Raw genomic sequence first — 24,492 nt, forward strand, 5'->3', positions numbered from 1 at the left:
GAGTTTATTTTGGCCGTTTTTATTGTTCGCAGATTACTACAAAGCCTAATGGTGTTATTGGCAGTATCTGTGGTGGTGTTTTTTGCAGTATACGCCGTGGGTGATCCCATTGAACTATTAGTCAGCCCTGACGTGGGTCAAGATCAGCGCGATGCGCTGATCGCCCGTCTTGGGTTAGATCTACCTATCTGGCAACAATACCTGCACTTTTTATGGCGTGCGCTACATGGCGATTTAGGTAACTCCTTTGTCCATGGTATGCCTGCTGTTGAACTGATTTTGCAGCGTTTCCCCGCCACCCTTGAGCTAGTCGTGGTGGCTATCAGTTTGACCTGTATTTTAGGTATTCCTCTAGGCTTGATTGCCGGTTTACACCGCGATAACTTGCTCGGCAAAAGCATTATGAATACGTCTATCTTGGGTTTTTCTTTGCCTAATTTCTGGCAAGGGATGGTTTTCATCTTACTGTTTGCTGTTTGGCTAGGCTGGCTGCCTGCTTCAGGCCGTGGCCCTACGGTCGAGTTCTTAGGCATGCGTCTCAGCATTTTTAGCCCTGAAGGCTGGCGTCATATTGCCTTACCTGCGGTGAACTTAGCCATTGCCAATATTGCTCTGGTATTGCGTATGACGGCTTCTGGTGTTAGCGAAGCACAAAGTCAAGACTACGTGCGTTTTGCTCGTGCTAAAGGGGTTAAACCAGGCCGTATCGTACGTCGTCACATCTTACGCAACATCATGATTCCTGTTGTGACTGTGATTGGTATGGAGTTTGGTTCGCTCATTGCTTACTCCACTATTACGGAAACCGTTTTCTCTTGGCCTGGCATGGGTAAGCTTTTGATTGATAGTGTGTATCAACTTGATCGCCCTGTGGTGGTGGCCTATGTGATGCTCGTCACCATGCTTTTTGTTGTGATTAACCTAGTGGTGGATATTTTGTACGCCCTGCTTGATCCTCGTGTTCAACTCTTGGAGCCTAGCGCCTAATGAAAACTGATCAACTTGAGTCACCTGTGCAACCAGCGGCTATCCCTACCGTGCAACCAGTACAAAGCACACCGCAGCGTCAAAAAATCTTAAAAAGTTTGCGCAGCCGTCCTTCTACCAAACGCTGCTTGATTGCTTTATTTTTATTAATTGCTGTGGTGTTAGTGGCGCCCTATTTTGCGCCTCAAAACCCCTATGACCTATTGGCCTTAGATATTATGGACGGGCGCCTGCCGCCGGGCTCAGAAAGCTTCTCGGGTCAAACCTATTGGTTAGGTACCGACTCACAAGGTCGAGACATGCTAAGCGCTATTTTATATGGCCTACGCATCAGTCTACTGGTCGGTTTAGGCGCAGTTATTATTTCTGCCATTATTGGCATGATGATGGGCTTAATTGCTGCCTTTCATGGTGGTTGGGTAGATAGTCTTATCATGCGCACCGTGGACTTTATTTTAGGCTTCCCCACCATTTTAGTTGCCCTTGTGCTGCTTTCGGTGTTGGGTAAAGGTATTGATAAAGTCATTATTGCTTTGGTGATCGTGCAATGGGCTAATTACGCTCGTATTATGCGCGGCCGTGCTTTACAAGAACGCCGCAAAGAATACATTGAAGCCGCCACCAACCTAGGGTTCTCGTCATGGCGCATCATGTTTAAACACCTGATGCCAAACTGTTTTGGCCCCATCATGGTGTTTGCCACTATCCAAATTGCTACCGCAATTGTGCTTGAGGCAACCCTTTCATTCCTAGGGGTTGGGGTACCCGTCACCGAGCCATCCTTAGGTTTACTCATTTCCAGTGGCTTTGAGTTCTTACTGTCTGGTGATTACTGGATCAGTATCTTCCCCGGTGTCGCTTTATTGTTGCTTATTTTATCGATCAATATCGTGGGCGATCGCCTACGTGAAAGTTTGGATCCACGACGCTAATGAATCAGACTCATTTATTAACTGTAAACAATTTGCAAACGGCGTTTCATACCGAAGCAGGCGCCTGGTTAGCCGTCGACGGGGTCAACCTTCAGGTCAAACGAGGCGAAATTTTAGGTCTAGTGGGGGAATCTGGTTCGGGAAAATCCGTGACTGGGTTTTCCCTGCTAGGCTTAATCGACCCGCCGGGTGAAGTCATAGAGGGTCAGGTCATTTTCAACGGTCAAGACTTACGTCAAAGTAGCGAAGAGCAATTGCGACAACTGCGTGGTGACCGTATTGCCATGATCTTTCAAGATCCACTGATGACCTTAAATCCTGTCTTGAAAGTGGGGGAACAAATGATGGAGGCAATCTTCACGCATTATCCCCAAACGAGTAAAGCCGAAGCCAGACAACGCTGCTGCGACGCTCTGGCTCAGGTAGGTATCCCCGCGCCCGAGTCACGCCTTGACAATTACCCCCATGAATTCTCGGGCGGCATGCGTCAACGCGTAGCGATTGCGATTGCCATGCTGAACAAGCCAGATTTAATCATTGCTGATGAGCCGACTACTGCCTTAGACGTGACGATTCAAGCGCAAATTCTGTATGAAATACAAAAATTGTGTAAAGAACAAAACACGGCTTTGATTTGGATCACACACGACCTTGGGGTGGTTGCAGAATTAGCCGATAACGTAGCAGTTATGTATGCAGGTCGCATTGTGGAGTACGGCGCGGTGGACGACGTATTAAGTCAGCCCATTCATCCTTATACCCAAGGCCTACTGAACTCCATGCCTGGTACCAGTCAGCCAGGAACACGACTACAGCAAATTGATGGCATGGCGCCCACCTTAACAAGCCGTGAGCAGGGCTGCACCTTTAGACCGCGTTGTGCTCAAGCGCATCCTTCGTGTGCAGACGCCCCTCCCCCTGAAACGCATTTAGCGGGACGCCAATACCGCTGTTATTTCCCTCTGCATCTTGAGGTTGCATCATGAGCGCCCCCATTATTGAAATCCAAAACCTGCATAAGCAGTTCAGTAAATCGCCCGACTTAGCGCATCGTCTTTTGCAAACGCTAGGTAAAGCGGATCCGGTCCCCACGGTGCATGCAGTCAATGGCGTTAATCTTTCTATACACAAGGGCGAGGTGGTTGGCCTTGTGGGTGAGTCTGGGTGCGGTAAATCCACCTTGGGTCGCATGGTCGCCGGTCTAATTAAGCCCAGTTCGGGTCAGGTATTGTATGAAGGTCAAAATACGCAACGCTTAAACAGCGCCGACAAGCTGGCTTATACGCTTGGAGTACAGCTAATTTTCCAAGACCCCCTGGCTTCGCTTAATCCTAAACACAAGCTGGGTGACATTATCAGTGAAGCCCTACTCGTGCATAAGTTAGCTCCTAAAGACCAACTCACCCAGCGCATTCATCATGCCTTAGCTGAGGTTGGCCTGGACGTCGACTACAAAGACCGCTTGCCCCACCAAATTTCAGGCGGCCAACGTCAACGTATTGGTATTGCTCGTGCTCTGATGGTGGAGCCTACGTTTTTGGTGTGCGATGAGCCGGTTGCCGCTTTAGACGTTTCGATTCAAGCCCAAGTGATTAACTTGTTTATGGACTTGCGCGATAGGCATGAGCTGACTTATTTATTTATCAGTCACGATTTAGGTGTGGTTCGTCACATCTCAGATCGCGTGGCCATTATGTATTTGGGTCGTATTGTGGAAATAGCAGACAGTGCGTCAATTTTTAACCGTGCTGCCCATCCTTATACCCAGGCCCTATTGGCAGAAATGCCTGATGTAACTAAAAAAGGGCGTAACTTCACGCCCATTAAAGGAGAGATTCCATCTCCATTAAACCCACCGAGTGGTTGTACTTTTCATCCTCGCTGCCCCTTAGCTACAGAGGCTTGTAAGCTGACTGTACCTGAACTTAAAACCATCGCTCCTGGGCACGAAGCGGCTTGTCATTTGATTTAATCATTGCATAGGACATTTTTTATGAATCCCGATTCCATGCAGGAACTATCCGATAGCTTGCGCCAACAAATCATTCGTTGGGTCGAACTTGAGTCTCCCTCACACGAAGCCGAGGATCTACGCCGTATGGCTGATCTTATTCTAAGTGAACTCGAAGACAGCACGTTACGTGTCGAGCAGATCGACTTAGGTCCAGAAACGGGGCCCTTATTACACATCCATAATCGTGCCTCCACGGATACCCGCCCTGGTATCTTGATACTGGGTCATTACGACACGGTGCACCCACGTGGTACGCTAGAGAAAAACCCCTGCCGCCAAGAAGACGACAAGCTCTACGGCCCGGGGATTTACGACATGAAGTCAGGCATTGTGTTGGCACTATCGGCCCTAAAAGAACTCGCTAGCCCCGATGCAACCCACTTACCTATTGATATGGTTTTGGTGCCCGACGAAGAAACCGGTAGCCATTACTCACGAGAGCACATCGAGCTCTTTGCGCAAAAATCTGTCTATACTCTAGTATGCGAACCGGCTCGTGCCGAAGAAGGCCGCTGTGTAACCGCACGCAAAGGCACCGGAAATATTGTGATTACGGCTCATGGCCGTCCTGCTCATGCCGGTGTGCAGCATGAAAAAGGTCGCAATGCCATCGAAGAAATCGCTCACCATGTTTTAGCTTTAGAAAAGCTCACTGATTACGAGCGCGGGATTACCGTCAGTGTGGGCACAATCAAAGGGGGAACCACTTCTAATGTGGTGCCTGCTTGGTGTCAAATCGTGGCGGATTTCCGTGTGCCTAATGCAGAAATGGCCGAACGCCTAGAGTCGCAGGTTCAAAACATCAAAGCCGTTAACCCCGATATTACGATTGATGTTGCGTTTACCTTAAACCGCCCTGCTATGGCTCGTACCGACGCCACTGCTGCTCTTTTAGAGCGCTGCCAAGCCTTTGCCCAACAAGCCGGCTTTGAGCTAAAAGAAGCCCCTATGACAGGGGGGGCAAGTGATGCAAACTTTACAGCGGCGTTAGGCATTCCTACGTTGGATGGTCTGGGGGCCGATGGTAACAGCGCGCATACTTTGCGTGAGCACATCTTGGTGTCCACCTTAGCTGAACGCCGTCAATTTTGGCTGCACACCTTAGCCCAACTCGACTAAGGCGTACTAGCTCACTTAATTCGTTACAAGGCCGCTTTTAAGCGGTCTTGTTGCTCTTGCGTGAGTTCAGCCACAAGAACTTCATCCACGAATAGCTGATAGTAGTTAGCGGTGGATTCAAGGCGGTACTCGCCTGCTTGAAGTTTTTTACTAAGCTGGCCGGCTTGTTTAGGATCTGGAAAAGGCACTGACAAGAACACTTCATGATCTGCCGCGTCAAACAAACGGAACTGAAAACCCTCATCACCACGGAAGCTTGCAACCCGCACCGCTTTAGCTTTTTCTTTATGCGTCTTGGGTTGTGCCACCTGCATGGATTGGGGTGAGCGTAAACCCACCGCCGCACGTAATGTTTGAATCATCGGTGTGGCTATACGACGAGCTTTAACGGCGCCATCCAAAAGCATGTCCTCAAGGCGATCTGGGTTTGCCATTAAGTCGTTATAAATTTCACGCATAGGACTGAGCTCTTCGTTGACTAAATCGAACAGCTTTTTCTTGGCTTCGCCCCAGCCCAATCCATCGTGGAGCTCGTGCTCAAACTGGGCGGTTTGCTCGACCGACGCAAAGGCCTTATACAGCTCAAACAAATGGGAGCCTTCGGTTTGTTTGGGTTCCCCGGGTAGCTTAGAGTCCGTCACAATGCTATTGATGGCTGAGCGCAACAATTTTTCCCCACCCTCAAATAACGGAATGGTATTGTCATAGCTCTTTGACATTTTTCTGCCATCTAAGCCAGGCAATGTCGCCACCGAATCATCAATTAGCTCGTAAGGCGGAGTCAGCAGTGTTTGACCCTGTCCATAAAGATGATTAAAACGATGCGCAATATCACGCGCCATTTCTAAGTGCTGAATCTGATCACGCCCTACTGGGACTAAATGCGCGCTAAATAACAAAATATCAGCGGCCATTAAAATAGGATAAGAAAACAACCCCATGTTAATACCGTCGTCGGGCTCTACCCCTTTAGCGGTATTTTGATCCACTGCCCCTTTGTACGCATGAGCACGATTCATAAGCCCTTTGTTGGTGACACAAGTTAACATCCAACAGAACTCGGGAATCTCAGGAATATCAGACTGGCGATAGAAGGTGACCTTATTGGGATCTAAACCTGCTGCAATCCAGGTGGCCGCAATCTCTAGCCTAGAGCGTGCCACACGGCTTGGATCTTCACATTTTACTAGCGCATGATAGTCCGCTAAAAAGAAAAAAGCATCGGTGTCGGGCTGTGTGCTGGCGCGTACCGCTGGACGAATGGCCCCAGCATAGTTGCCTAGATGGGGGGTACCGGAGGGTGTAATACCGGTCAAGACTCGTTGTGTCATGATAAAACCTAAACAAGAGAGAAATTGTTTTTCTTCATTTATTAAAGCACGGCACTTTGTCTGCGCTCTGCTTCGAGATATTCTTTGGATTGCATTTCCATTAAACGCGATTCGGTACGGTGAAACTCACTAGACATAGGCCCTGAAGTATAGAGCTCAGCGGCCTCGACGGCAGCGGAAATGATCAGCTTCACTTTATGGTCATACAATACGTCTACCAGCCAGGTAAATCGACGTGCAGCCGAAGCATCTTGTGCCGTCATTTTAGGCACATCCGACACAATGACGCTGGCAAAGCGACTGGCTAAATCGAGGTAGTCATTTTGTGACCGCGGCCCTGCACATAGTGTTTCAAAGTCAAACCAGACCACTTCGTTATGGCAAGCGATAACAGGCAAATGACGTTGCTCTACCTCTATGGTGCTCGCTTGGGGAGCGGCACCCGTTAGGGCTTCAAAGATGTCGGTCAATTCGTGTTGGGCTTGTTCATTTAATGGCGTTAGATACAAACGTACCTGCTCAAGCGTACGACGGCGGTAGTCCACTCCGGTGTCCACATTGAGGATATCCATGCGTTGTTTAATCAAGGCAATTGCGGGCAAAATCCGGTCGCGGTGCAAACCATCGGTATACAGTAGATCAGGTTGGTAGTTCGATGTCATCACAAAACTTACCCCCTGATTAAACAGCTCATCTAATAACTTATAGAGAATCATGGCATCGGCAATGTCCGACACGTGAAACTCATCAAAACAAATAATTTCGTAACGATGTGCAATGGTTTTTGCAACGACCTCGAGCGGATCAGATTGGCTACGTAGCTGTTTAAGCTGCTGATGCACGCCCCGCATAAACTCGTGGAAATGCAACCGTGCCTTGCGTTTTACAGGCAAGCATTCGTAGAAGGCATCCATTAAGAAGCTTTTACCACGCCCTACCCCACCCCATAAATACACGCCTTGAGGCGCCTGCGATTTACTGAGCCACCGCTTTAAAATGGATTGCTGAGTGCGGCGATAATCTAAAAACTCGTCAAATAAACGTTGTAAACGCTGAATGGCGTGTTCTTGGGCTGCATCGGCCTGATAGCCTTTTTGAGCTAAGGCATTTTGGTAATAATGAATGACGTCCATGAGAATACTTATCTAAACAGAAAAAAGGGGCAGACAATGTCGGCCCCTTTCCTAAACCACATTAAACTATCTTAGAAGTTTAATGCTCGTTTATCAACAGCTAATGCAGCCTCTTTCATGGCTTCAGATAGTGTTGGGTGCGCATGACAAATGCGAGCAATGTCTTCCGCTGCGCCACGGAATTCCATGATGACTACGCCTTCGGCAATAAGCTCGGACGCAGTTGGGCCTACGATATGAATCCCTAAGACCTCATCCGTTTTAGCATCAGCTAACACCTTTACAAAACCTGTGGTATCACCCAGGGCACGGGCACGACCATTGGCCATAAAGGGGAACTGACCTGCACGGTATTCACGCCCTTCTTTTTTTAACTCTTGCTCGTTTTTACCTACCCAAGCAATTTCAGGCGAAGTATAAATAACCCAAGGAATGGTATCGAAATTAACATGTGGCTGTTGACCGGCAATGCGTTCGGCTACAGCGACCCCTTCCTCTTCGGCTTTGTGCGCCAACATTGGGCCACGCACCACATCGCCTACAGCCCACACATTGGGTAAATTGGTGCGACAATCTTCGTCAACCTCTACAAAACCACGCTCGTCCAATTTTAAACCAACGGTTTCGGCACCTAGACCTTGGGTATTCGGTACACGGCCAATTGCTACGACTAGCTTGTCAAACTCGGCTTTGTGTTCTTTGCCTTCGGCATCGTGGTATTTCACTTTGACGTGTTTACCTGCGTCGACGGAATCCACTTTGACGCCAAGATTAATTTCCAGCCCTTGTTTTTTAAAAGCTTTTAGAGCTTCTTTGGCCACATCGCGGTCAGCCGCAGCCAAGAACTCGGGTGAGCCTTCGAGAACAGTGACCTCAGAGCCCAAGCGACGCCATACGCTGCCTAGCTCTAGACCAATCACGCCTGCACCGATTACACCAAGTTTTTTAGGTACGTCTGTTAAACGTAAGGCGCCATCGTTGGAAAGAATTTGCTCTTCGTCAAACGGCAAACCAGGGAATTCACGTGCAGAAGAACCTGTGGCCACCACGACTTGTTTGGCAATGAGCTCTTCGGGTTTGTCCCCTGCTACGTTAATCGACCAACCTGCGTCCACTTTGGCATTGAATGACGCTGTGCCATGAAAATAAGTGACTTTGTTCTTTTTGAATAAGAACAGAATCCCTTGGTTGTTTTCACCTACGACTTTGTCTTTGCGGCCCAGTAAGGTTTTAAGATCGAGATCAAGACCTTTTACCTTGATACCGTGATCGGCAAAGTGCTTGTCGGCTTGCTCGTAGTGCTCGGAGGACTGAAGCAAGGCTTTGGAGGGAATACATCCCACGTTGGTACATGTACCACCTGGGGCGGGTTTGCCTTTGGTATCAGACCAGGCGTCCACGCATGCAACTGATAGACCTAATTGGGCAGCTCGAATGGCGGCTATGTAGCCGCCAGGACCTGCACCAATGACAACTAAATCAAAATTTTTTGCCATGATGCTGTTATTCCTTAGATATCTAACAAGAGACGCTGTGGGTCTTCGAGGGCATCTTTCATTGCCACTAGGCCCAGCACAGCTTCACGACCATCAATAATGCGGTGATCGTAAGACATTGCCAAGTAGTTCATGGGGCGGATAACCACCTGACCATTTTCAACTACAGCACGGTCTTTAGTAGCATGAATACCTAAGATAGCGGACTGAGGTGGGTTGATAATTGGAGTAGAAAGCATAGAACCAAATACCCCGCCGTTAGAGATAGAGAAGGTACCACCAGTTAAGTCTTCAAGCGCTAGCTTGCCGTCTTGGGCGCGGCGACCAAAGTCAGCAATTTGCTTTTCAATGTCAGCAATAGACATTTGATCGGCGTTGCGCAAAATGGGCACAACTAGACCACGTGGGCTGCTGACGGCAATACCAATATCAAAATAGCCGTGGTAAATAATGTCTTTACCATCTACTGACGCGTTCAAGATGGGGTATTTTTTCAAAGCAGCAACAGCAGCTTTTACAAAGAAAGACATAAAGCCTAATTTTACGCCGTGCTCTTTTTCGAAAGTATCACGGTACTGCTTGCGGAGCTCGATAACGGCTTGCATGTTGACCTCGTTAAACGTGGTCAAAATGGCATTTTCCTGCTGAGATTGCAATAAGCGTTCGGCCACGCGAGCACGTAGACGGCTCATGGGCACGCGCTGTTCAGGACGACCATCTAAGGACAAGGTAGCAGGAGCAGCAGGTGCAGACGCTGCTTTAGGGGCACCGGCTTGAGCGGCTACGGCGTCAGCTTTAGTGACACGGCCATCGCGACCTGTACCCGCTACGTCGGCAACCTCTACGCCTTTTTCTGCCAAAATTTTGCTGGCAGCAGGTGATGCTGCGGTGACGCTAGCAGCAGGTGCAGCGGCGGGCGCGGCAGCGGGAGTTTCCTGGGGGGCTGCGTCCTGGGCAGGAGCTGCTGCTTTGGCTTCAGTATCAATACGTGCTAGGACTTCGCCCGACGTCACTGTACTGCCATCACCTTTTACAATTTCAACAAGTACCCCAGCAGAAGGTGCTGGGACTTCTAGCACAACTTTATCGGTTTCTACGTCGATTAAAATTTCGTCTTGACCAACGGCTTCGCCGGGTTGTTTTTTCCACTCGAGCAGGGTTGCCTCGGATACAGACTCGGATAACTCCGGTACTAAAATTTCAATAATAGCCATAATATTTTCCGTGTAATAAATGTGTCTTGGTTATGTTATTAGCGCACTATCTAGAGAGCGAAAAACCTTTGATGTTGTCAGCAAATGCTTGGTCAATCAGCGCTTTTTGCTGTTCATTGTGCTTGGCTAAGTAGCCCACCGCTGGAGAAGATGACGCGGCTCGGCCTGCATAACTGAGCTTTTGGTTTGCGGTCATGTTTTCTACTAAGTGATGCTGAATATAGAACCAAGCGCCCTGGTTTTGAGGTTCGTCTTGTACCCACACTAACTCGGTGGCGTTAGGGTACTTGCGAAGCTCTTCTTGGTAGGACTTGTGCGCGAACGGATATAACTGCTCGATGCGAATCACGGCCACATCATCACGTTCACGTTCGGTACGCGCATTGATGAGGTCGTAATAAACCTTGCCAGAACAAACCAACACACGTTTTACTTTGTCGGCTTTAATGTGATCTTGAGTTTCACCGATAACAGGTTTAAAGCTGCCTTCGACTAGCTCGGAGAGCGGTGACGTGGCCGCTTTGTTGCGCAGCAACGACTTTGGTGTCAGCAATACCAAAGGTTTGCGGAAAGGACGTAGCATTTGACGACGCAACACATGGAAAATCTGTGCGCCCGAAGTGGGCTGAATGACTTGCATGTTGTTGTCGGCACATAGCTGTAAAAAGCGCTCTAGGCGTGCAGAAGAGTGCTCTGGGCCTTGGCCTTCGTAGCCGTGCGGTAACATCATTGTTAAACCACAATGACGACCCCACTTGGCTTCGCCTGAGGCAATAAACTGGTCAATCACGACCTGAGCACCGTTAACAAAGTCACCAAACTGGGCTTCCCAGATAGTAAGCGTGTTGGGCTCGGCCGATGCATAACCGTACTCGAACGCCAATACGGCTTCCTCGGATAAGACCGAGTCAATCACAGTGAAGTTGGCTTGGTTTTCCGCTACGTTTTGCAATGGAATGTAGGTACCATCGTCCCAACGCTCGCGATTTTGGTCGTGCAACACCGCATGACGGTGTACAAACGTGCCGCGACCCGAGTCCTGACCTGTAATACGTACGGTATAGCCATTCGCTACGAGGGAGGCAAAGGCCAAGTGCTCGCCCATACCCCAGTCGATACTTAGCTCGCCGCGCACCATGGCCCGACGATCGTTTAGCATGCGTTTTACTAGAGGGTGTACATTAAAGCCTTCGGGCACAGAGGTGATTTTCTCGCCAATGCGAGTGAGCTCGGCAAGCGGCAAGCCGGTATCCGCGTGATCTGTCCATTTCGCGTTAAGGAAAGGCGTCCAATCGGTGGCGTACTTGTTCTTGTAGTCAGTAAGCACTGGCTCGACTGTGCGCTGCCCGTCTTCCATAAGCTGACGGTAGGCTTTCACCATTTCATCAGGCTCGTTATCAGCCAGCAGCCCTTGAGCGACTAGTTTGTCTGCATAGAGCTTGCGTGTACCCGGATGCTGAGCAACCGCTTTGTACATGAGAGGCTGAGTCAGTGATGGCGTGTCTTGTTCGTTGTGGCCGAGTTTGCGGTAACACACAAGGTCAATCACGACGTCATGACGGAATGTTTGGCGATAATCAAGAGCGAGCTGCGTTACAAAAGCCACGGCTTCGGGGTCGTCTGCGTTGACGTGGAACACAGGGGCTTCGATCATTTTCACTACGTCCGTGCAATACAAGGTAGAACGTGTATCGCGTGGGTCGGAAGTGGTAAAACCAATTTGGTTGTTAATAACAATATGAAGCGTACCGCCAGTACCGTAACCACGGGTTTGAGCCAAGTTAAGGGTTTCCATGACCACGCCTTGACCAGCAAACGCGGCATCACCATGCACCAGTACAGGTAAAACCTGTTCGCCAGCGGTGTCCCCGCGACGATCTTGACGAGCACGCGTGCTGCCCTCGACCACCGGATTCACAATCTCTAGGTGGGAGGGGTTAAACGCGAGGGACAAATGAACTGCGCCACCTCGTGCAGAAATATCACTGGAAAAACCATTGTGATATTTGACGTCGCCATCGGTTAGATTTTCAGCATGTTTTCCTTCGAACTCGGCAAACAAGTCGGCGGGCATTTTGCCCATGATATTGACCAACATGTTTAAACGACCACGGTGGGCCATGCCGACAATAATTTCCTGCACGCCTAAGTCACTACCGTGGTTAACCACTTCGTCCATACATGCGATAAAGCTTTCGCCCCCTTCGAGGGAGAAACGCTTTTGACCTACGTATTTGGTATGCAAGAAACGCTCTAGACCTTCGGCTTCGGTAAGCTGCTGTAAGATATTGCGTTTTTGCTCTGCGCTAAAATCCATACGGCCGTGTACAGACTCTAAGCGCTCTTGGATCCAGCGCTTAGCGACAGGATCGGACATATACATGAACTCTGCACCAATGGTCTGACAGTACGTATCGCGCAATGCTTTTAGCATGTCGCGTAATGTCATGGTGTCTGACTTGGTGAAATAGGTGTTAGTGGCAGAGTAGACTTGATCAAGATCGGCTTCGGTTAGGCCATAAAAAGCAGGATCAAGCTCGGCGTAGGCCGCGCGCTCGGTGCGTTTTAGAGGGTCTAAGGCAGCTAAACGCGCGCCCAAAGAGCGGTAAGCCGCGATCAAAGATTGAACAGAAACTTGTTTAGTTGCAACGGAAAGATCCGGAGCAGCTGTGCGGACAGCCAATGCATTGGCTTTTGCGCGCTCTGCAAAGGATTGAATAATGGGGCTGTGCGCCTGATCGCGCGTGGCCTCTTTACCGTCCGTTGCAGGTAAATGTTGGAGTTGATCAAAATAATCTCGCCACTCAGATGGAACTGAGGATGGATTATCCAGATATAGCTCGTACAGTTCTTCGACGTAAGTCGCATTTGAACCAAAAAGGTACGAGGTAGATTGCAGTTCAGTTTGCGATGACATAGTTATAACGCTTCACCTATATGGATGCTTCACCCATCTTGATGCAGGAAAACCTTCCGCGACACGGCTTCACCGGTTAGCGGATAGCAGAGCAGAAGGCACGTAACGCCTTTCACAGCGATTCTATTCAGTATATATCACTAAAGGCTTACTTGTATCTTAGCTAACAGAAATTGTTCAACTCTTATATAAGTGTTGGCATTTACGAACAAATAACATGGTGCGTCGCAGCATGAAAAAGCTGCGATTTCAGTATATAAAGAGACTCTACACACGTAGCAGATACTACGGGGTAGAATTAGCTTTATTGTTTTGATTTATCACTCAGGAGCATTCCAACATGGAAGCCAAATCAGATCTAGCTCAACGCGCGCTGGATTACCACGCCCACCCTACGCCAGGCAAAATCTCTGTTGTTCCCACTAAAACATTAGCCGATGCAGACGATTTATCCCTTGCATACTCCCCTGGTGTTGCCTTTGCTTGTATGGCTATCCACGAAGACGGCGACGAGGCCGCAGCTAAATATACCTCTCGTGCCAATCTCGTGGGTGTCATCAGCAACGGAACGGCGGTGCTAGGCTTAGGCAATATCGGTCCCTTGGCCTCCAAACCGGTAATGGAAGGCAAAGGCTGCTTATTTAAAAAATTTGCTGGTATTGATGTCTTTGATATTGAACTCGCGGAAAACGACCCTGAAAAGCTGGTAGATATCATCGCAGCGATGGAGCCCACCTTAGGCGGCATTAACCTCGAAGACATCAAAGCCCCTGAATGCTTTTACATCGAAACCGAGTTGCGTAAACGCATGAAGATTCCAGTCTTCCACGATGACCAACACGGTACAGCCATTATTGCTTCCGCTGCAATTATTAACGGCCTCGAAGTTGTCAATAAAAAAATTAATGAAGTCCGTTTAGTGTGTTCGGGTGCGGGTGCCGCAGCCATTGCATGTTTAAATTTGCTCGTGAATCTCGGTCTACCTCGCGAAAACATTTATGTGACTGACTCGCGCGGTGTGATCTGGAAAGGCCGCGAAGACAACATGGAGCACCATAAAGCTGAATTTGCGCAAGACACCGAGCTCCGTACGCTTGCCGATGCTGTGAACGGCGCAGATATTTTCTTAGGTTGCTCAGGCCCAGGCCTACTTACACCTGAAATGCTGCTCACCATGAACGAGCGTCCCTTGGTCTTGGCTTTGGCTAACCCCGACCCAGAGATCCGTCCTGAAATTGCTAAAGCCACGCGTCCTGACGTGATAATTGCTACTGGACGCTCTGACTACCCGAACCAGGTTAATAACGTTTTGTGTTTCCCCTTTATTTTCCGTGGTGCCCTTGATTGCGGCGCCACCGAAATTAACGAGGAAATGAAGCGTGCGTGTGTTGAGGCTATTGCCCACCTTGCCCGCGAAGAACAATACGATGACGTCAATAGCGATACCGATACCGACTTAGGCTTTGGCCCAGACTATATCATTCCTAAACCGTTCGACCCTCGCCTCATCGCTCGCATTGCGCCTGCTGTGGCTAAAGCCGCGATGGAAACAGGGGTAGCTAGCCGCCCTATCGAAGACCTCGAAGCCTACCGTCAGCGTCTTATCGCCATGACCTATCGCTCAGGTGCGTTAATGCGCCCCTTGTTCAAACAAGCCAAAGAGCTGACTGATCTAAAGCGGGTTATTTATGCCGACGGCGAAGACGAGCGTGTCTTACGTGCCGCACAGACGGTGGTTGATGAAAAGCTCGCCTACCCCATTTTAGTGGGGCGCCCTTCTGTCATTGAAATGCGTATCAAGCGCTACGGCTTGCGTTTACAGGCAGGGATCAACTTTGAAATCGTCGATCCCGAAGACGACTACCGATTTAATGAAACATGGCAAGCGTATTACCAGATCAAGGGCCGCGAAGGCGTTACCCCTGAAATCGCCAAAGCTTTGGTACGCAAGCACAACACCTTAATTGGTGCCATGCTCATTCGTCGCGGCGACGCTGACGCTATGATTTGCGGTGTGACGACACGCTTTGACCATCAGCTTGTGCATGTCGAGGAAATCATTGGTCGTAAAGACGATGCTTCGGTATTTGCCGCTATGAATGCGCTTATGCTGCCCACACAGAATATTTTTGTGTGTGATACCCACGTCAATGAAAACCCCAGCGCCGAAGAAATTGCCGATATCACCTTAATGGCTGCTGAAAAAGTTCGTCAGTTTGGTTTGGTACCCCGTGTAGCCTTGCTATCGCATTCTAACTTTGGTAGCCGTTCTACCGAGTCCTCGCGCAAAATGGCGTTGGCTCGTCAGCTTATTGTGGAACGCGCCCCAGACTTAGAAATTGATGGCGAAATGCACGCTGACTCTGCTTTGTCTAACCGCATCCGTTTTAAAGCGCACCCTGACTCAACCTTGACGGCCCCAGCCAACCTGCTGATTACGCCCAATCTGGATGCAGGTAATATTACTTACAACGTATTGAAAATGGCAGGCAGTAATGGTGTGGCGATGGGACCTATTTTATTAGGTGCAGCACGACCCGTTCATATTCTTACTACCAGCACCACTACCCGTCGTATTATCAATATGACGGCTATTGCAGCGCTAGAAGCCACTGAGCTTGCCCAACAGGAACAAGTCTAAGCTTACATTGCCCAATAAAAAACGCTCCGACAAGGAGCGTTTTTTTGTGCTGTCTATTTACATATCGCGAGCCGCGTAGCCTGTGTAAAGCTGACGTGGACGACCGATCTTGTAGTTAGGATCAGAAATCATTTCATCCCACTGCGCAATCCAACCTACTGTACGTGCCAAAGCAAAAATACCTGTGAATAGCTCGGTAGGAATACCAATCGCACGTTGAACAATACCTGAGTAGAAGTCGACGTTAGGATAGAGTTTACGCTGAACGAAGTAATCGTCTTCGAGTGCAATACGCTCTAGCTCCATCGCAAGCTTGAACAATGGGTCGTTTTCTAGACCCAAGGCCTCGAGTACCTCTTTACATGTTTCCTGCATGAGTTTGGCGCGTGGATCGTAGTTTTTATACACACGGTGACCAAAGCCCATAAGGCGAACGCCCGAGGATTTGTCTTTCACTTTTTCCATGAAGTCGCCTACGGTTTCTAGGCCACCATTAGCTTGAATTTGCTCGAGCATGTTCAAGCAAGCCTCGTTTGCACCGCCGTGAGCAGGGCCCCACAAACACGCAATACCAGCTGAAATAGCGGCATACGGGTTAGTGCCTGAAGAACCACACAAACGAACCGTAGAGGTGGATGCGTTTTGTTCATGATCGGCATGGAGAATAAAGATACGATCTAAGGCACGCTCGACCACTTCGTTTACCTTGTAGTCTTCGCAGGGTGTACCAAACATCATACGTAAGAAATTACCGGTATAAGACAGGTCATTCTTGGGGTACATGAAAGGCTGATCAACACCGAACTTGTACGCCAAAGCCACTAAGGTTGGCATTTTAGCGATTAAGCGAATCGCAGAAATGCGGCGGTGCTCTGGGTTTGTGATATCAGTAGAGTCATGATAGAACGCAGACATCGCACCTACCATACCCGTCAGAATCGCCATGGGGTGGGCATCAGCACGGAAACCGCGCATAAAACTGTGCATCTGCTGCTTGACCATGGTGTGTTGCATGACCGTTTCATTAAACGCTTGTCTTTCTTCAGCGTTCGGTAGCTCACCATTCAGCAATAAGTAGCTCACCTCAAGGAAGTCGCAGTTTTTAGCAAGCTGCTCGATGGGGTAACCACGATACAACAACTGACCCTTATCCCCATCAATATAGGTAATCGCTGACTCGGTTGATGCAGTCGCCATAAAGCCCGGATCGTAGGTGAACATACCTGTTTGACCATAGAGCTTGCGGATGTCAATGACATCGGGACCGACCGTTCCCTTGTAGACAGGAAGTTCTATTGCAGGGGTAGCGTCTGAAAACGACAACGTCGCTTTTTTATCTGACAGTTCCATTTTGCTTTCCTTAAAAATCACAGCGATCGCATGATTGCGACCAAACGATGAATATCTGGGCTGTCGTACTCGCCCTGAGGCTCAGAACGGGCTAACAACACATCCAAAAGATCATAATCGCCCATTAAAAACAAGCGATCCAAAGCGGTAACGTCAACATCAGTTAGTTCCGCCTCGTACTTATCCAAAAACCGCGTGACGATTAAATCATTTTCAAGTAGTCCGCGGCGAGCACGCCAACGTAAGCGGGCTCGTTCTAACTGAGTTAACGTTCTCATTTCCTACCCTTATACAGTTCTACGTACCAACATTTCCTTGATTTTGCCAATCGCATGGGAAGGATTTAAACCTTTAGGACACACATCGGTACAGTTCATGATGGTGTGACAGCGGAATAAGCGGTAGGGATCTTCGAGATTATCCAAACGTTCACCTGTGGCTTGATCGCGAGAATCCGCAATAAAGCGATAGGCTTGAAGCAAACCTGCTGGACCAACGAACTTATCAGGGTTCCACCAAAACGATGGACATGATGTTGAACAACATGCACACAAAATACACTCGTATAAACCATCGAGCTCTTCACGTGCTTCGGGTGTTTGTAAACGCTCTTTTTCAGGAGGAGGCGTATCGTTAATGAGATACGGCTTCACTGAATGGTATTGATCGAAGAAATGCGTCATATCGACGATCAGGTCACGCACCACGGGTAAACCAGGCAAAGGACGCAACACAATGGGCTGCTTAAGATCATTTAGGTTTGTGGTACAGGCCAAACCGTTTTTGCCATTGATGTTCATAGCATCGGAGCCACAAACCCCTTCACGGCAAGAGCGGCGAATAGAGAGGCTATCATCTACATCGTTTTTGATGCGAACCAAAGCATCTAGCAACATTTTATCGGTTGGCTCAAGCTCGACCTCTAGCTTTTGCATGTAAGGACGCTCGTCCTTATCTGGGTCGTAGCGATAAATTTCAAATTTAAGTACGCGTTTGCTCATCGTAATACCTGCTTAGAAAGTGCGTGGCTGTGGAGCGATAGACTCAGCGGAGAGAGGTTTCATTTGGACAGGCTTGTAGCGCAAGGTGCTGCCCTCGGAGAACCAAACAGAGTGCTTCAACCACTCGTCATCGTTACGCTCTGGGTAATCGTTAAGCGCATGAGCGCCACGACTTTCAGTACGGTTGGCGGCTGATTTAGTGGTTGCACGTGCCACTTCAATCATGTTGGCCACCTCGAGCGCCTCGACACGTGCCGTGTTAAACACTTTGGATTTGTCTTGGAAATAGATTTCCTCGACTTCAGGAGCCAAGCTTTCGATAAGCGTTTCGCCTTTTTTCAATAAGTCCATCGTGCGGAATACGCCACAGTGGGCTTGCATGGTTTGACGAATTTTCTCGGCAACCTCTTGAGAGCGCTGGCCTGAGGTGCGTGACTCTAGGCGGTTAACGCGATCCATGGATTGCTCGATAGACCACTCAGGGATGTCATCGTGGCTATGAACTTTTTCAGGGTGTGACTCGACAATGTGGTTACCGGCTGCACGCCCAAATACAATCAAGTCAAGCAACGAGTTCGTACCCAAACGGTTTGCACCGTGGACGTTTGTAGCAGCGCATTCGCCAATGGCGTACAAGTTATTCACTATCTGGTTGTTTCCTAGCGCATCCATGGTCATGACTTGACCATAGTAGTTAGTAGGAATACCACCCATTTGATAATGAATAGTGGGTACAACAGGAATAGGATCTTTAATCGGGTCAACGTTAGCAAACTTCATTGCAATTTCGCGAATGGAGGGCAAACGTTTTAAGATGGTATCGGCACCAAGGTGATCGAGTTTTAGCACCACATAGTTACCGTCGGGGCCACAACCACGGCCCTCTTTGATTTCTTGGTCCATAGAGCGAGACACAAAGTCGCGCGGCGCCAAGTCTTTAAGGTTCGGGGCATAACGCTCCATGAAGCGCTCGCCATCTTTATTTAATAAGATACCGCCTTCGCCACGCACCCCTTCAGTAATGAGTACGCCCGCACCTGCTACGCCTGTGGGGTGGAATTGCCAGAACTCCATGTCCTGCAGTGGAATACCTGCACGAGCAGCCATGCCCAAGCCATCACCGGTATTAATGAACGCATTTGTAGACGCTGCCCAAATGCGGCCTGCACCGCCCGTGGCCAACACCGTACGTTTACCTTCGAGTATGTAGATTTGCCCTGTTTCCATTTCCAAGGCGGTGACACCTAATACATCACCGGCTTCGTTGCGTAACAAATCTAATGCCATCCACTCGACAAAAAAGTTGGTGCGAGCGGCTACGTTACGTTGGTAGAGGGTGTGGAGCATGGCGTGACCTGTACGGTCGGCCACAGCACAGGCGCGTTGTACGGGCTTTTCACCATTATTTGCCGTGTGTCCACCAAACGGACGCTGATAAATGGTACCGTCAGCGTTACGGTCAAAGGGCATACCAAAATGCTCGAGCTCGTACACCGCATTAGGTGCCTCGCGACACATAAACTCAATGGCGTCTTGATCGCCCAACCAGTCTGAACCTTTTACAGTATCGTACATGTGCCAGTACCAGTGGTCTTCGCTCATGTTGCCTAACGCAGCACTGACTCCACCTTGGGCAGCCACAGTATGAGAACGAGTTGGGAAGACTTTGGAGAGCACCGCTACAGACAAACCTGCCTCGGCAAGTTGTAGGGAACAGCGCATTCCGGCACCGCCGGCTCCAACTACCACCACATCAAACTGGCGGCGTGGTAAAGAAGTTTTAATAGCAGCCACGGTTACAGGCTCCAGATAATTTGTGCAAAATAAATAATACAGCCGGCTAGCCACAAGAGCGTTAGAGTTTGCAAACCTAAACGCAAACCAGTCGGTTTTACGTAATCCATCCAGATATCACGCACACCAATCCAGGCGTGCCAAGCTAAAGAGATGAAAAATAAAGTGGTTAAGAGCTGACCAATGGGCAGCGCACCGAAGGCTTTAAAAGCAAAAAGGTTACGCCAACCTTCGTAGTTCAGTTCGGGGGTTAGCAACACACCGACTAAAAAGACGAGGGTATAAATGATCATGATCACAGCCGTAATACGCTGGACAATAAAATCAATTGTGCCGTAATGTGCGCCCACTACAAGACGTTTTGTACCAATGCGTTCTTGGGCCATTAGAATACTCCGAACAATTTAAGTGCAAACACAAAGGTTAAGGTGAGGCTTACGATAAGAACAGAAGCCGCGCTTTTATTCGCACTGTATTTGTCGTTACCTTTGCCTAGGTCTAGAGCTAAGTAGCGAATGCCCGCACAGAAATGATGCAAATAGCCCCAAATCAATGCCAATACAACAATTTTTACCGCTGGATTGCCGAACACCACGCTAAGTGCTGCAAAGCCAGAAGCAGAGCTGAGGCTCATTGCTAATAACGGCAAAATAATTACAGGCAACGAAAGAAATAACAAAGCACCACTGATTCGATGCAAGATCGATGTTTTAGCAGCCAGTGGTAAGCGGTATGACAATATCTGCGGCACACTGATATTGCGATACTGCGGACGCTGCTTTTGGGCGGTATCAGACATTAAGGCCTCGAAGTAAAAAATAATTTCTAATAAATACCAATCTGACAGATCTGCCTTATTTTCCCTCATTTAGGGAAATCACGCAGATAAACTGTCCAATAATTTTAATTTAGACTATTTCTGTAATGAAAATGATCTGTGATGTAGAGCCCCTGACGCACTTCCATAGGGCGCTCTCCGTAAGTATAAGCAACCCGCTCTACTTGCAGTAGGGGTGTACCTTGGCTAACGTGAAGTCGACGTGCGGCTTCGGCATCCGCAGCTACCGCCCGAACGCTTTCATCGGCGCGCAACATGCTTACCCCGTATTCGCCCTCAAACCAAGCGTAAAGTGGCTCTCTGTTTTGGTTAACGGCCTCGGAGCTGAGCCCTTTAAATACGTTTGCAGGTAACCAAATGTTGTCCAAGATGGTAGGTTTATCGTCAAAGGACAAGACGCGCTGGATGTTAATAACAGTGTCCACCGTACGTAATGCCAAAAGACCAGCAATAGCAGCAGGTGCTTTTAAACGGGAAAAACCAATAATCTCACTACTGGTAGTGGGCTGATGGCCATCGTCTGGGGTCAGGCGTAAAAAACGATAGCGCACTTTGGCCTCGTTATGCGTTGAAACAAACGTGCCTTTGCCCTGACGGCGGATTAATAAGTTGTCAGCGGCCAACTCGTCGATGGCTTTGCGTACCGTGCCCTGACTGACTTGAAAGCGCGCCGCCAAATCAAGTTCGCTGGGGATGGCCTCGCCTGGTTTCCACTCGCCTTGGTCTAAGCTTTTTAAAAGCAAGACTTTAATCTGTTGATAGAGTGGACTATACGCCGTGCTGCGCTCAGGGTTGGAAGGTGAGACTGAGTTTGATTCAGACATAATATATGTAATACCAAATCAATACGTTAGCGACGTATTTAATTGGCTACGAAAAAAAGAAGTAAGCCATATTTTGGCATGCAAACGGTTTTCTGTCTAACACTCTTGTGTCTTATATAAGATACAAGAGAAATAGCGGATAATGTGAGTTGGTCAAGCCAACAAAAAGCATTAAACTCTAGCAAAAGCTGTACCTTGTTTTCCAACAATTGGAGTCAACTCTCATGAGCAAACCCGCAATGCGCGTCGCCGTTACTGGCGCTGCTGGTCAAATTGGTTACGCCCTGTTATTTCGTATCGCTTCCGGCGAAATGCTAGGAAAAGATCAGCCTGTTATTTTGCAACTGCTTGAAATTCCTGATGAAAAAGCACAGCAAGCCCTAAAAGGCGTGATGATGGAATTAGACGATTGCGCTTTCCCGTTGCTACAAGGCATGACGGCGCACAGCGACCCACGCGACGCTTTTAAAGACGCAGATATCGCCCTACTCGTTGGTGCTCGCCCTCGTGGCCCAGGCATGGAGCGTAAAGATTTATTAGCCGTTAACGCGAAAATCTTTACCGAACAGGGTAAAGCGTTAAATGATGTAGCCAGCCGTGATGTGAAAGTTTTAGTGGTAGGCAACCCCGCTAATACCAACGCTTACATTGCCATGAAGTCCGCCCCCGATTTACCTGCTAAAAACTTTACAGCTATGCTGCGCCTAGACCACAACCGTGCGTTGTCTCAGCTAGCGGACAAAGCCGATGTAGCAGTGGCTGACATTGAAAACCTCGTCGTGTGGGGCAACCACTCCCCTACTATGTACCCCGATATCCGCTTTGCTACAGTTAACGGTGCCAGCCTAAAAGACAAAGTGAATGACGATGCGTGGAATAAAGACACATTTATTCCTACCGTAGGCAAACGTGGGGCCGCAATTATCGAAGCGCGTGGTCTGTCTTCCGCAGCGTCTGCAGCCAATGCCGCTATTGATCACATCCATGATTGGGTCTTAGGTTCAAATGGCAAATGGGTCACTATGGGTATTCCTTCTGATGGCTCATATGGTATTCCAGAGGGCATTATTTATGGTTTCCCTGTTACTACGGAAAATGGCGAGTACAAGCTAGTAGAAGGCTTAGAGATTGATGAGTTTTCCCGCGAGCGCATGGATCACACATTAAACGAGCTTCTTGAAGAGCGCGAAGGTGTGAAAGATTTATTGCCCTAACTCGAAAACGAAGCCCGATTAAATCGGGCTTTTTGTTATGTTAGGTGCGGCTCTACCACTACATTTAAGCCCGCCTAATCCACTCTCATAAGGAGGAGACCAATGACAAGCACTGAACAAAGTCCACGCCCTAAAAAATCTGTGGCCTTATCTGGTATTGTCGCTGGAAATACAGCACTTAGTGCAGTTGGCACTAGTGGCAACGCTTTATTTTACCGGGGCTACGATATTTTAGACTTGGCCCCTGTGTGCGACTTCGAGGAAATTGCCTATTTACTCATTTACGGCAAATTGCCCACCCCCAGTCAGCTCAGCCACTACAAACAAAAATTAGCGAGTTTACGTGGTTTACCTAACGACCTGACACGCGTACTCGAATGCTTACCGGCCTCCAGTCACCCTATGGATGTATTGCGCACTGCAGTTTCTGTTTTAGGCTGTGTGTTACCTGAAAAAGACACTCAACCCCTAGCAGGCGCTCGCGATATTGCCGATCAGCTTATTGCCTCGTTAGGTTCAGCCCTACTGTACTGGTATCACTATAGCCACCGCGGTGAGGTCATTGATGTGCAAACCGATGACAACAGTATTGCCGAACATTTTTTGCATTTGCTGCATCAGAAAAAACCCAGACACGAATGGGTCCAAGCAATGAATGTGTCAATGAACTTGTACGCGGAACACGAGTTTAATGCGTCCACCTTTACAAGTCGTGTCATTACCGGCACAGGTTCAGACATGTACTCAGCGGTTAGTGGTGCGATTGGTGCCCTGCGCGGCCCCAAACACGGCGGCGCTAACGAAGTGGCCCTAGAAATACAACAACGCTATGATTCTGCCGACGAGGCCGAGGCCGACATTCGTGAACGTGTACAAAACCGTGAAGTGATTATTGGTTTTGGTCATCCAGTCTATACCGTTTCAGACCCACGGAATGCCGTCATCAAAGAAACAGCCCGTCAGCTTTCTGATCAAGCCCAAAGTCCGGAACTCTTTGACATTGCCGAGCGTATTGAGCAGTTAATGTGGAACGAGAAAAAGATGTTCCCTAACCTCGACTGGTACGCGGCGGTTGCCTACCACCGTATGGGGGTGCCTACCTCAATGTTTACCCCCCTGTTTGTCATAGCACGCACCGCGGGTTGGGCCGCTCATGTTATAGAACAACGTCAAGATGGTAAGATCATCCGTCCTACGGCTAACTATGTTGGCCCAGAGCCGCGTGAATTTGTATCGATCAATGCACGTTGAATTTTATCTAAAGGCGACTTAGGTCGCTTTTTTTAACGAGGTGCTTATGTCTTTAGCCATTCACCACAATACCGAAAAATCACGCTTCGAATACGATCATCAAGGGCTACTTAGCTTTGTGGACTATCACCTGCACGACGAGGTGATGACCATTGTGCATACCTACGTGCCTAAAGCGCTCAGTGGCCAAGGCATTGCGGCGGCTTTAACCGAGGCCGCCTTGCGTACTGCACGCAACAACCAATGGCGTGTACGTCCTATTTGTAGTTATACCGCAACGTATTTACAGCGCCACCCTGAATTTAATGACGTGATTGTCCACTAAGTCTTATGTCTTATATAAGACCATTGCTTAGCCCATCACTTACTCATACAATACCTTTAGACCACAGCTACTCGTAGCTTAGATTCAACTTACTAACCTCAATAGGCCGCA

The 24,492-nt window shown here is 48.8% G+C and carries 21 protein-coding genes; 9 read left to right on the forward strand and 12 right to left on the reverse strand.

Annotation, left to right across the window (positions count from 1 at the left end):
* Window positions 1-9: 9 nt before the first annotated feature.
* From GGR41_RS12005 to GGR41_RS12025, 5 genes are read left to right on the forward strand one after another with little or no spacing between them, the layout of a single operon-like run.
* Window positions 10-987, forward strand: a complete 978-nt coding sequence (locus GGR41_RS12005) for an ABC transporter permease (protein WP_077734797.1) — start codon at window positions 10-12, stop codon at window positions 985-987.
* Window positions 987-1,919 (forward strand): ABC transporter permease, encoded by a 933-nt coding sequence (locus GGR41_RS12010; protein WP_077734796.1) that lies wholly within the window; start codon window positions 987-989, stop codon window positions 1,917-1,919. The genes GGR41_RS12005 and GGR41_RS12010 overlap by 1 nt, the downstream gene beginning before the upstream one ends.
* Window positions 1,919-2,905: an ABC transporter ATP-binding protein gene (locus GGR41_RS12015; protein WP_167662109.1), complete on the forward strand. Its 987-nt coding sequence runs from the start codon at window positions 1,919-1,921 to the stop codon at window positions 2,903-2,905. The genes GGR41_RS12010 and GGR41_RS12015 overlap by 1 nt, the downstream gene beginning before the upstream one ends.
* A complete protein-coding gene (locus GGR41_RS12020; RefSeq protein WP_077734795.1) occupies window positions 2,902-3,891 on the forward strand; it encodes an ABC transporter ATP-binding protein in 990 nt (329 codons plus the stop codon). Before GGR41_RS12015 ends, GGR41_RS12020 begins: the two co-directional genes overlap by 4 nt.
* Before the next feature lie 21 nt (window positions 3,892-3,912).
* Window positions 3,913-5,052 (forward strand): M20 family metallopeptidase, encoded by a 1,140-nt coding sequence (locus GGR41_RS12025; RefSeq protein WP_229711237.1) that lies wholly within the window; start codon window positions 3,913-3,915, stop codon window positions 5,050-5,052.
* Between the two features lie 23 nt (window positions 5,053-5,075).
* Here GGR41_RS12025 and GGR41_RS12030 read toward each other — a convergent pair whose 3' ends face one another.
* From GGR41_RS12030 to GGR41_RS12050, 5 genes are all read right to left on the reverse strand, one after another.
* Window positions 5,076-6,383: a tryptophan--tRNA ligase gene (locus GGR41_RS12030; protein ID WP_167662110.1), complete on the reverse strand. Its 1,308-nt coding sequence runs from the start codon at window positions 6,381-6,383 to the stop codon at window positions 5,076-5,078.
* A gap of 41 nt (window positions 6,384-6,424) precedes the next feature.
* Window positions 6,425-7,516: a cell division protein ZapE gene (gene zapE, locus GGR41_RS12035; RefSeq protein WP_167662111.1), complete on the reverse strand. Its 1,092-nt coding sequence runs from the start codon at window positions 7,514-7,516 to the stop codon at window positions 6,425-6,427.
* Between the two features lie 71 nt (window positions 7,517-7,587).
* Window positions 7,588-9,012, reverse strand: a complete 1,425-nt coding sequence (gene lpdA, locus GGR41_RS12040) for a dihydrolipoyl dehydrogenase (protein WP_167662112.1) — start codon at window positions 9,010-9,012, stop codon at window positions 7,588-7,590.
* Window positions 9,013-9,026: 14 nt separating this feature from the next.
* The gene (gene odhB / locus GGR41_RS12045) at window positions 9,027-10,226 is read right to left on the reverse strand and encodes a 2-oxoglutarate dehydrogenase complex dihydrolipoyllysine-residue succinyltransferase (RefSeq protein ID WP_077734791.1); all 1,200 of its coding nucleotides are present in this window, start codon (window positions 10,224-10,226) and stop codon (window positions 9,027-9,029) included.
* Between the two features lie 46 nt (window positions 10,227-10,272).
* Window positions 10,273-13,143, reverse strand: a complete 2,871-nt coding sequence (locus GGR41_RS12050) for a 2-oxoglutarate dehydrogenase E1 component (RefSeq protein WP_167662113.1) — start codon at window positions 13,141-13,143, stop codon at window positions 10,273-10,275.
* 340 nt (window positions 13,144-13,483) lie between these two features.
* On the opposite strand from GGR41_RS12050, the gene GGR41_RS12055 reads away from it, so the two are divergent.
* The gene (locus GGR41_RS12055; RefSeq protein ID WP_167662114.1) at window positions 13,484-15,784 is read left to right on the forward strand and encodes an NADP-dependent malic enzyme; all 2,301 of its coding nucleotides are present in this window, start codon (window positions 13,484-13,486) and stop codon (window positions 15,782-15,784) included.
* Between the two features lie 57 nt (window positions 15,785-15,841).
* Here GGR41_RS12055 and gltA read toward each other — a convergent pair whose 3' ends face one another.
* From gltA to GGR41_RS12090, 7 genes are all read right to left on the reverse strand, one after another.
* On the reverse strand, window positions 15,842-17,134 hold the full coding sequence (gltA, locus tag GGR41_RS12060) for a citrate synthase (RefSeq protein ID WP_167662115.1): 1,293 nt from the start codon (window positions 17,132-17,134) through the stop codon (window positions 15,842-15,844).
* Window positions 17,135-17,151: 17 nt separating this feature from the next.
* Window positions 17,152-17,412: an FAD assembly factor SdhE gene (locus GGR41_RS12065; RefSeq protein ID WP_077734787.1), complete on the reverse strand. Its 261-nt coding sequence runs from the start codon at window positions 17,410-17,412 to the stop codon at window positions 17,152-17,154.
* A 9-nt stretch (window positions 17,413-17,421) separates the two neighbouring features.
* Window positions 17,422-18,135, reverse strand: a complete 714-nt coding sequence (locus tag GGR41_RS12070) for a succinate dehydrogenase iron-sulfur subunit (protein WP_077734786.1) — start codon at window positions 18,133-18,135, stop codon at window positions 17,422-17,424.
* 12 nt (window positions 18,136-18,147) lie between these two features.
* On the reverse strand, window positions 18,148-19,929 hold the full coding sequence (gene sdhA, locus GGR41_RS12075; protein ID WP_167662116.1) for a succinate dehydrogenase flavoprotein subunit: 1,782 nt from the start codon (window positions 19,927-19,929) through the stop codon (window positions 18,148-18,150).
* 2 nt (window positions 19,930-19,931) lie between these two features.
* Window positions 19,932-20,315 (reverse strand): succinate dehydrogenase, hydrophobic membrane anchor protein, encoded by a 384-nt coding sequence (gene sdhD / locus GGR41_RS12080; protein WP_077734785.1) that lies wholly within the window; start codon window positions 20,313-20,315, stop codon window positions 19,932-19,934.
* Window positions 20,315-20,728, reverse strand: a complete 414-nt coding sequence (gene sdhC / locus GGR41_RS12085) for a succinate dehydrogenase, cytochrome b556 subunit (RefSeq protein WP_167662149.1) — start codon at window positions 20,726-20,728, stop codon at window positions 20,315-20,317. The genes sdhD and sdhC overlap by 1 nt, the downstream gene beginning before the upstream one ends.
* 104 nt (window positions 20,729-20,832) lie before the next feature.
* Complete coding sequence (locus tag GGR41_RS12090) at window positions 20,833-21,591, reverse strand: GntR family transcriptional regulator (RefSeq protein WP_167662117.1); 759 nt, start codon at window positions 21,589-21,591, stop codon at window positions 20,833-20,835.
* Window positions 21,592-21,815: 224 nt separating this feature from the next.
* Here GGR41_RS12090 and GGR41_RS12095 point away from each other — a divergent pair, with 224 nt between their 5' ends.
* The 3 genes from GGR41_RS12095 to GGR41_RS12105 all read left to right on the forward strand — a co-directional run bounded on the left by GGR41_RS12095 (window position 21,816) and on the right by GGR41_RS12105 (window position 24,381).
* On the forward strand, window positions 21,816-22,805 hold the full coding sequence (locus GGR41_RS12095) for a malate dehydrogenase (RefSeq protein ID WP_077734783.1): 990 nt from the start codon (window positions 21,816-21,818) through the stop codon (window positions 22,803-22,805).
* Window positions 22,806-22,907: 102 nt separating this feature from the next.
* Complete coding sequence (gene prpC / locus GGR41_RS12100; protein WP_167662118.1) at window positions 22,908-24,056, forward strand: bifunctional 2-methylcitrate synthase/citrate synthase; 1,149 nt, start codon at window positions 22,908-22,910, stop codon at window positions 24,054-24,056.
* A gap of 46 nt (window positions 24,057-24,102) precedes the next feature.
* Complete coding sequence (locus tag GGR41_RS12105; RefSeq protein ID WP_167662119.1) at window positions 24,103-24,381, forward strand: GNAT family N-acetyltransferase; 279 nt, start codon at window positions 24,103-24,105, stop codon at window positions 24,379-24,381.
* Window positions 24,382-24,492 lie beyond the last annotated feature (111 nt).

The sequence above is a fragment of the Paenalcaligenes hominis genome (assembly GCF_011927625.1).
Classification (GTDB): domain Bacteria; phylum Pseudomonadota; class Gammaproteobacteria; order Burkholderiales; family Burkholderiaceae_B; genus Paenalcaligenes; species Paenalcaligenes hominis.

Coding starts and splice junctions, on each gene's coding strand:
- GGR41_RS12105 (WP_167662119.1), top strand. CDS start 24,103: ATGTCTTTAGCCATTCACCACAATACCGAAAAATCACGCTTCGAATAC.
- odhB (WP_077734791.1), bottom strand. CDS start 10,226: ATGGCTATTATTGAAATTTTAGTACCGGAGTTATCCGAGTCTGTATCC.
- GGR41_RS12010 (WP_077734796.1), top strand. CDS start 987: ATGAAAACTGATCAACTTGAGTCACCTGTGCAACCAGCGGCTATCCCT.
- lpdA (WP_167662112.1), bottom strand. CDS start 9,012: ATGGCAAAAAATTTTGATTTAGTTGTCATTGGTGCAGGTCCTGGCGGC.
- GGR41_RS12065 (WP_077734787.1), bottom strand. CDS start 17,412: ATGAGAACGTTAACTCAGTTAGAACGAGCCCGCTTACGTTGGCGTGCT.
- GGR41_RS12055 (WP_167662114.1), top strand. CDS start 13,484: ATGGAAGCCAAATCAGATCTAGCTCAACGCGCGCTGGATTACCACGCC.
- zapE (WP_167662111.1), bottom strand. CDS start 7,516: ATGGACGTCATTCATTATTACCAAAATGCCTTAGCTCAAAAAGGCTAT.
- GGR41_RS12095 (WP_077734783.1), top strand. CDS start 21,816: ATGAGCAAACCCGCAATGCGCGTCGCCGTTACTGGCGCTGCTGGTCAA.
- GGR41_RS12020 (WP_077734795.1), top strand. CDS start 2,902: ATGAGCGCCCCCATTATTGAAATCCAAAACCTGCATAAGCAGTTCAGT.
- gltA (WP_167662115.1), bottom strand. CDS start 17,134: ATGGAACTGTCAGATAAAAAAGCGACGTTGTCGTTTTCAGACGCTACC.
- prpC (WP_167662118.1), top strand. CDS start 22,908: ATGACAAGCACTGAACAAAGTCCACGCCCTAAAAAATCTGTGGCCTTA.
- GGR41_RS12030 (WP_167662110.1), bottom strand. CDS start 6,383: ATGACACAACGAGTCTTGACCGGTATTACACCCTCCGGTACCCCCCAT.
- GGR41_RS12025 (WP_229711237.1), top strand. CDS start 3,913: ATGAATCCCGATTCCATGCAGGAACTATCCGATAGCTTGCGCCAACAA.
- GGR41_RS12050 (WP_167662113.1), bottom strand. CDS start 13,143: ATGTCATCGCAAACTGAACTGCAATCTACCTCGTACCTTTTTGGTTCA.
- GGR41_RS12015 (WP_167662109.1), top strand. CDS start 1,919: ATGAATCAGACTCATTTATTAACTGTAAACAATTTGCAAACGGCGTTT.
- GGR41_RS12070 (WP_077734786.1), bottom strand. CDS start 18,135: ATGAGCAAACGCGTACTTAAATTTGAAATTTATCGCTACGACCCAGAT.
- GGR41_RS12090 (WP_167662117.1), bottom strand. CDS start 21,591: ATGTCTGAATCAAACTCAGTCTCACCTTCCAACCCTGAGCGCAGCACG.
- sdhD (WP_077734785.1), bottom strand. CDS start 20,315: ATGGCCCAAGAACGCATTGGTACAAAACGTCTTGTAGTGGGCGCACAT.
- sdhC (WP_167662149.1), bottom strand. CDS start 20,728: ATGTCTGATACCGCCCAAAAGCAGCGTCCGCAGTATCGCAATATCAGT.